The sequence below is a fragment of the Longimonas sp. genome, from assembly GCF_046498435.1.
Taxonomy (GTDB): domain Bacteria; phylum Bacteroidota; class Rhodothermia; order Rhodothermales; family Salinibacteraceae; genus Longimonas.
In genome coordinates this window covers 1-7,878 of sequence record NZ_JAWOAR010000101.1, presented here as the reverse complement: position 1 = coordinate 7,878, position 7,878 = coordinate 1, and the positions used below count along the sequence as shown (strand labels likewise).

Genomic DNA, 7,878 nt, shown 5'->3' with positions numbered 1-7,878 from the left:
CAGGCAGACCTCATGCACCGGGAATTCCCTAGAATAGCAGATATCAATATCCTGCCAGTCCCCGCAGCCCATGTCATAGCAGCCCCCTGGCACCCATACAAACTCCATGCCGGTCATCGGCTCTTTCCAGATATCCCCGGCCCTCGGGCTGGATGGCGGGTTCTTATCATCCGACATAGCAGCAGCCAGCGGGATTGTCGATGGCTCTATCCGGGAGGCTGTCTTGGCATGGGATTGTGCCGGGGTTACCGGTTGTGGCTGGACCGGCATCAGATCCCGGTCTTCGGGTGCGCCGCCGGCCAGGAGATACACATCCTGCATCAATGAGGAGGATTCCCAGGGGATCTGCTGCCGGGAGGTTTCCGCGGCCACGTTCCGGCGGGTTTCCATCAGGGCCCGGGTCAGGCTGATGCCGGGTTTGGACAGGGTTTTGAGCAGGTGGGAGGTGAAGATACCGTTGCGGCCTTGACCGTCCGCCGCCACCCCGCCGGGTGAGGTGGAGAACACGATGATGGAGCCGGCCGGGGCATCGATCTTGGCCAGCCCTTTTTCCGCATTGCGGAAAGAGCGCTCGAACGGGTTGTCCCGGCAGGCATCCAGGATGATGATGTTCACCGGGTTGGCAGCTGCCTCCATCCGGCCCAGAACCCGGTACACATCCACTGATTCCAATTCCACATCGGTTTCAGAAGCCACCCGGGCATTGACCGGGATCAGGTAGTTGCGACCTTTGATCTGCATGCCGTGACCAGCAAAATACAGCATCCCGATCTCGGCCCGGGGCAGTTTGCGGCCGAACGCTTCGATGGACTCCAGCATGGCCCGCTTGTCCGCATCGGTTTTCAGAATCACTTCAAATCCCGCGGACTTCAGCAGATCCGCCATGTCCGTCGCATCATTGGCCGGGTTTTTCAAGGGGCTGGTGTCATAGCTGCTGTTGCCGATGACCAGGGCCACTTTGCCGACGGCAGCTGCCGCCGGGCATGCCACAGCCGCCACCAGGCAGAAAACAAGAATGACTTGATAAAAATGAACCGTTTTCGACTATGCATTTTAGCATTTGTGTCTTGCAGTAGAACCTGCTTCAAAAAGCAGGGGGATACCCCCCTGCTCATGAATGTGCGATACCTACTGTTTGATTACTTCCTCAGTGGTCGTATAGCACATGCCTCCCTCCGGTGGTGCATAGCAGTTGTCAGGTCCTCCTACGCAACCGGCATCAGTGCACGTGCCCTCGATGCCTACTGTGCAGGCTTCGGCAGTTGCTGCATCTACTGCACCGCTTACCAGCATCATGACAGCGAGAGCTACGAGACCAAAAAGCGAGAGAAACGTTTTCGTCGAATTATCAATCAGGAAAACACCAAGTCGCTCCTTAATTGTATTCATGACTGATTTGGTGAATTTAGTGAGATTAAACATCGAAACATCTGGAAGGTGAAAGGGGGGGGGCATGAAAGTCAAATTAAATTTTTATAAACAAGAGGTGTGAGCCATCGATGCTTCTTGCAAAGATATCACGTTCCATATGCAATGCAGATTGGGCCTAACGAGGCACCGGTGGGCCTCAAGTTTTGCAATAGATCTGCGTTGTTATACCAAATCCGGTTAAGTTGTTGCTGCATCCTAATTTTTCCGTCTCCCCAAACTCGGTTGGGGCATTGTGGGATCTTGTTCTTGCGTCGCACCGGATTTGGGGGTGGACGTATGGATGTTTTTAGCATTCAGCATCCCCTATCGTTTGTCACCCCAGACTTGATCTGGGATCCATTCCTGCCGTCTACAACTCGCCCTCACTCGTGGCGCCACGGCTTTACACCATAACCTCTACACCATGACTAAGCATGTGGATTTGGTATTAGTGGAAAAACGAGAAGGATCCCACCGCCGGTGGTATCTTTTTAGCGCGTTTCAGGGTCACAAGATACCCGCTTCGCTTCTGATCCCGGGCTAAGGGAACTCATAGCCCGGGATCGCTTGCATCCCCGGCTATCTGTGAGGCGAAATCCTATTGGCACTGCACGTCTCCTGGGCGACACGTTGCTAAACACGTACGCCGGTGTGACTCTTTCTCCGCCCAGGAGCGACAGGCTACTGCCCAGCCACAGCCGCCGGTAGTCGGCGTTGGTGCGTAGCAGTTCGAGGTACCCGGCGCGGTCCTCAACGTCAGTGTCATGCTTGGGGGATCTATAGGCCATAGGAATTGTGACATGACCCACCGCGCTCCAGGTTTCTGGGGAGACCCCGAGCTGGCGTTTCTCGCAGCAATGTTGCGTTCTGGCTTATACTTCGTTGGAAGCTTCATCACAGCTCTATTCCCCAGAACCGAGATGCTCACGTGCGTGGCATCAGCACGGCCCATGTCGGATCACCTTGGCAGGATCATTTGGCCTTGACCTGCGCCTCTTCCTCGTTCCGCACAACAAATGCGCCGCCCCCGACAGAGCGGAGGCGGCGCAGAAACGGTCAAACCGTTGATAGCAGACGCAGAGACTGCTAAAAATCGGTCGCTGACATTGCGGGCTTGCCAGAATCCGTACGTGCAAACGTATCCGTATCGCCGGAATTGCTGGCCTGGTAGTAGCCGAATGTGGATCCGCCTGCATCGTCGAGGGTGACCGTGCCTGCATCAACAGTAAACTCAAGCACGCGCCAGGTATTGCCGTCGCCCTCTTCAGCTTCGGGCGGACTGTAGACATCAACCAAGCCGTCTTCGTTATAGAATCGCACTTCGGCTGGCGATTCGTCGATGCCTACGGCTCCGTCTTCCGACTGATTGCTAAAGTTGTGTACTGAATAGCGATACAGGCCGTCGCGTAGCGCCGTGACCGTGATTGTTTCGGGACCGAAGCTGCTCACGTCGTCGCGGTCAAGGTTGGCTTCAGCACCACTTGGTGTTCGGTTTGCGAAGAACACATGGAAGCGACTGCCGTCGGACAGCGGCCCGGTGAGGTGCGAATCCAGATCGCTTGGGGTTTCGCCCCACGACAAGACAATGCGCAGTTCGCCTTCCTCAAGTTCCTCGGAAATCGGACGCGGATCGATACTGTTGTCGCCCTCGCCAATAACCACGTTATCAACACGATCTTCGGCGTAGCCTTCACGTCGAATGATAAGCTCAAACGCCCCGGTCGGCGCGTCGTTGATTGCGTAGGTGCCGTCGTCCTCGGTTTCAGCTACCAGGTCCGCGATCTCGTCGTCATCCACCTGGGCGCGGGCCTGGGCGGTAGAATTGGAAGACGCATCGCCCGTACGCACAAAAATAACGGTGGCATCGGACGCCCCTTCACCAGTTTGGGAATCTACGATCTGGCCTGTAATAGCGGCATTGCCACTCAGCACGACCGGATCGAGCGTCACGTCTTGTTCGCCCACATCAGCTGTAGTTGTCTCCGAGTTGTATCCCGATGCGTCAAAGGTTAGGGTGTACGTACCGGGCTCTACGGTCAGCGTAAATGCGCCCTCGTCGTCCGTTGTGGCCGTCTGGTTGCCATCGGAAAGCGACACGGTAGCGTTGCGCACCGGACGATCCGTGGCATTTAGAAGTTGACCTTCAAGAACAACGTCCTCGTCCATCGCGTCGGTCGAGTCGCAGCCCGACATCACGACAGTAGCGCCAATAAGGAGTACGAAAATGGGTAGATACAGAAGTAGGTGTCTCATGGGTAGGCTGGGTTCTAAGATACATGGGATACGCAATGTGCGCAGTGCACATGGGTACCTAGATAAGCGCACCCAGCCCGCCCACCCGGACATCCGGCAGGCATTTATTTATTGGTAAGAGATGAGACGGGTGTTTGGTACCTTCGACTCAATCTGTCCGATTTTTCTCGATAAAAATTTGTTTGTTAGATATTTAGAATTGAAATGTTGTGCGCAGTCCCGTTTCGAATCCCGTAAAGCTACCCAGTGTGTAGGCCCCGTGCACGCCCATTGTTACCGGGTCCCACTGCACACGCGGGGCCACCAGCAGACGGCCCAGCGTTGCAGCATCGAAGCGATTGGTAGATGTGAAGTGCTGAATGTCGGTGCGTAGCCCAAGCTGTACACGATCGGTAAGCGTGCGTGTATAGCCGACCGCTCCGCTCCATATCGAAGGAAGCACACGTTGCGTCTGCTCCGATCCGGTATCGACCCCGTCATCGCTAAGCAAGATAGGCCGAAAGCGGCTTTCGGGCCAGTTCTCATAACGGACCTGTGCGCGCACAACCTGCTCGTCGTGCTGCCACAGATACTGAGCACGAACCGACGCGGTGTATCGCACATCAAACCGGGTGTCACCGTTTTCGGTGTCGGGTGTGATGTAGGCGCCCGTGCCATCAAGCGCAACGGTGGAGGCTTCGCTTAAGCGATAGTCCAATCCCAGTTGCACTTCAACCTCGTTGCCTGGTACGTAGTCTGTAGCACTATTTGCAAGCGGACGGTACCCCCCTTCGTAGCGTCCGCTAAGTCCTACACCTATAGCTGCCTGTTCGGATACGGGTACAGCCCATGTTACAGTGGGAGCTACCGACCATCCCTGCCCAAAAGTGGGGACCCGAAAGCCATACGGCTGCTGGCTTGTTTGGATGGTGGTGCGCAGTTCGTCTGCGGTTAGTTCGTCGGTGCCGGTGGGCAAGTTGGCATCCAGCCCAGCCACAATGCGGCCCTGCCGTACGGGGACTGTGTGTTGTACGCGCAGCTTCAGATCGGTGGGTCCGTGCACAGATGTGAAGGAGTCTCCAGTTGTATGCCCGTACTGGATGCTGCCTTGCACCATGGTGCGTTCGCGAATGGGCACGGTAAGCTGGGTGCGTGTGCTCCATGATCGGAGCGACGTGCTGCCGTCATCCACCTGTTCGTACACGGGTGCAATGACCACATGCACCGGACGCGCATCGCTGCGTTCTATATCAGGGGTTTGGGCATACGATGGGACGACCGTGGCCATCATTGCCAGAACGAGCATTGACACCCATACCGCAGCTGCACGCAAGGCTGTTGTCCTTACGCGCTGCGTGGTTGTGTTGGTAAGCGATAAGGGGTACGTCATAATAACCACTCCCGTAGGTAGCCGGTCAATGTGTAGTGATGATGGATTAAGTAGTTGTTTTGATTGGTCCTTCGGAGCTGCGATCAGCACCGTGGGACGCGGGGAGCGATCCTTGTATCGACATGAGGGTGTGGGTCGTGTGCCAGCTGTCTATGATACAGAGAAGCCCTTTGGATTCAGGATGTTAGCGGATAACCGTCATCTGTCGTGCGGTAGACACATCGCCTGCGTTCATGCGGTAGAAGTACGTTCCGCTGGCCACGCGCTGCCCGGCATCATTTCGCCCGTCCCAGCGCATCGTATGGGGCCCGGCTTCGTGCTCTCGGTTGACCAGGCGACGCACGCGCTGCCCAAGCACGTTGTAGATCTCAATGGTAGCTTCGCCGGGCTCGGCCAGTTCGTACTCAATCGTTGTTTCGTTGCGCAGGGGATTCGGATAGTTGGCATGCAGTGCAGTCTCAAACGACTCCAGCGGGATGCCTTCGCTCTTCTGTTCGGCAAATGCTTCGGTTCCCACGACAATGCGGTAACGGCGCTTCGTATCGCCGTTTTTTAGCTCGGCGGTAAAGGCCTGGTTTTCTACATCTATGGGGCGCTCGTTGTCGAGATCGATAACGTAGCGGCTAAAGTCGTCGGGAAGCGAGCCCGTTTCACGCATCCGTACGCGCACGCGATGGTCTACGCGAAACGCACCTGCGGTCTCCGCTTCGACCTCTATGTCCCAGGCGTAGCCATCTGTAGGGGTATCCACGTAGTATCCAGCATAGCGCGTGTCATCGTCCACGATGGTCGTGCGTACGTACGCCCCGACCGGCGGTGCTGCGGCAAAGGTGCCGGTTTGTACTTCGTTACCGCGCTCTTCGAAACCGAGAAACGTTTGGGTGTGCTGGGCTGCATGCGCCTCCAGATCTGCCGTGATCTGCATGGAGTAGGCCGCAGCATCTGGATCCACCGAATTGCGTGCTACCGGAGCGGCATCGTTCTCGGGCGTGTTGGCGGCGATCGGCGGTACCGTGATCGACACCGGCGTGTTGCTGTCGTTGAACACGAAGTATCCCGTCCATGGTGCCAGCTGCTCCTGGTTGTACACATACTCGGGCGGACGCTCGGCACCTGGAGCCTGATACGCTACCGGTGCTTCGACCGACTCGGGCCGCTCTACGTCTGCCCAGTTTACGGCAAACCCAAAGGGCGTGCTGATCTGGTTCCATCCAGGCTGAAGCGTGATCTCGTATGGCGCGTCTGCCGTAAACGACTGTCCCTCAGAGACTTCAAAGGGGGTGCCATCGTCTGTGATGAGCCATGCGGACGCGCCACGCTGGATGTCGTCGGCCTCCGGAAACTCTGCATAGCGCTCCTGGTCTGGATTCCAGGCAAAGAAGCGCCACTCATCGGTATCATACGGCCCATACGTCTCGGCAAGTACATCGGCTGTGGTCGAGCCGTCCAACGCAAACGGCACCGAAATCATCTGATACTGCTCGGCTGCAAAGGCACCTTCAGCAGGGACTGTGGGCACTCCTACTTGCAGGTGAAGAGGGGTGTCTGCGGCATTGGATTCAGGGGCCTCTGGCACTGTGACGGACCCTTCAGCATCTGACAAGACAACATAAAGGTCGAGGCCTTGTAGCGTGACGACGTCAGCGGGTACCGTTCCCGTCCAGCGTCCCGACTCGGCTTCTGTGAGTGACACAGACTGGTAGGTGCGTGCCCCGCCTGTGCGCACCTCAAGGCGTTGGTCGCCCGCCGGAGCAAAATTGTCGGAAACACGGACATCGATTTCTCCAGCACTGTTGGCCGCCAGCGAAGTAGCGGGCTCCACTGAAACATCAACGGCTTTAGCCGACACGTTGAACGTGGCTATGCGCTCGCCCGATGCCGTCAGGTCGAGCTGTGTGGCTTGAGTCCCGCTGGCCTGTGGCGCAAACGCCAGCGTGACGGTGATGTCCTCTTCCAGGGCCACCTCGTCTGCCGGATTCACATCCAGTACCTCAAAGTGTTCTGTGGATTCGAGAGCTGCCTCGATATCTGTAAGTGTGATGCCTGTGGTATTCGTAAACGTGACTTGCTGTGGCGGGCCGGTTACGTCCACGGCTACAGGGGGAAGCGTTGCCTCGATGGGTTCGGGCGGCGGTGCGGCCTCAATTGTAAATGCCACGGTGGCTTCGCTTGCATCCACTGCATTCTCAAGCCGATACGTCACCGATGCCTCGGTAGCCTCAGCGGGATTCTCCAGGGTGAGCGATCCATCGGCTTCTACGGTGAGCGTGCCGCCGGCCAGATCCACGGGGTCACCGGGGGCAACGGGGGTGCCATCGACCGTAAGCTCGGTAAGCGACGCGTCCGGATCCCCCAAGTCGTCGTTGCCGAGCAGGCCCGGGGGGTCTACCGTGAGCGTCTCGCCGACCTGTGCCTCGTAGCTGTCATCGCTGGCAACGGGGGCGGTGCCGCTGATGTCCAGGGTGACGGTGCCCGTGCTTGTGCCTTCCGCATTCTCGATGGTGTAGTCGAAGGAGAAGCTGCCGACTTCAGCAGGGCTGTCCAGGGTGAGCGATCCATCGGATTCGACAGTCAACGTCCCCCCGGCGAAGTCGATTGCGCTGCCGGGACTCCAATCGGTTCCGTCTACGGTGATCGTGGTCAGATCCGCTTCCGGACTGCCCAGGTCGTCGTTGCCGAGCAGGCCCGGCGCATCCACGGTGAGCGTCTCGCCGACCTGTGCCTCGTAGCTGTCATCCTCGGCCAGCGGGGCATCAGCCGTAACATCGATCGAAACCTGTGCTTCCTCCGAAACAATGCCAAATATATTCTCGACCACGTAGGTGAAGCTGTCGGCACCTACATAG

General features: G+C 57.6%; 4 protein-coding genes. All 4 read right to left on the bottom strand.

Annotated features, from left to right (window positions below):
* Nucleotides 1-990 (bottom strand): caspase family protein (locus tag R6U20_RS04190; RefSeq protein ID WP_410336616.1); only part of this gene is annotated, 990 nt, incomplete at its 3' end.
* 1,506 nt (nucleotides 991-2,496) lie between these two features.
* On the bottom strand, nucleotides 2,497-3,663 hold the full coding sequence (locus R6U20_RS04185) for a carboxypeptidase regulatory-like domain-containing protein (protein ID WP_410336615.1): 1,167 nt from the start codon (nucleotides 3,661-3,663) through the stop codon (nucleotides 2,497-2,499).
* A gap of 193 nt (nucleotides 3,664-3,856) precedes the next feature.
* The gene (locus R6U20_RS04180; RefSeq protein ID WP_410336614.1) at nucleotides 3,857-5,032 is read right to left on the bottom strand and encodes a hypothetical protein; all 1,176 of its coding nucleotides are present in this window, start codon (nucleotides 5,030-5,032) and stop codon (nucleotides 3,857-3,859) included.
* 184 nt (nucleotides 5,033-5,216) lie between these two features.
* Nucleotides 5,217-7,878: FlgD immunoglobulin-like domain containing protein (locus R6U20_RS04175; RefSeq protein ID WP_410336613.1), on the bottom strand; the 2,662-nt coding region annotated here is incomplete at its 5' end.

Excerpts from the sequence above, each read along its gene's own strand:
- R6U20_RS04185 (WP_410336615.1), bottom strand. The coding sequence starts at position 3,663 with ATGAGACACCTACTTCTGTATCTACCCATTTTCGTACTCCTTATTGGC.
- R6U20_RS04180 (WP_410336614.1), bottom strand. The coding sequence starts at position 5,032 with ATGACGTACCCCTTATCGCTTACCAACACAACCACGCAGCGCGTAAGG.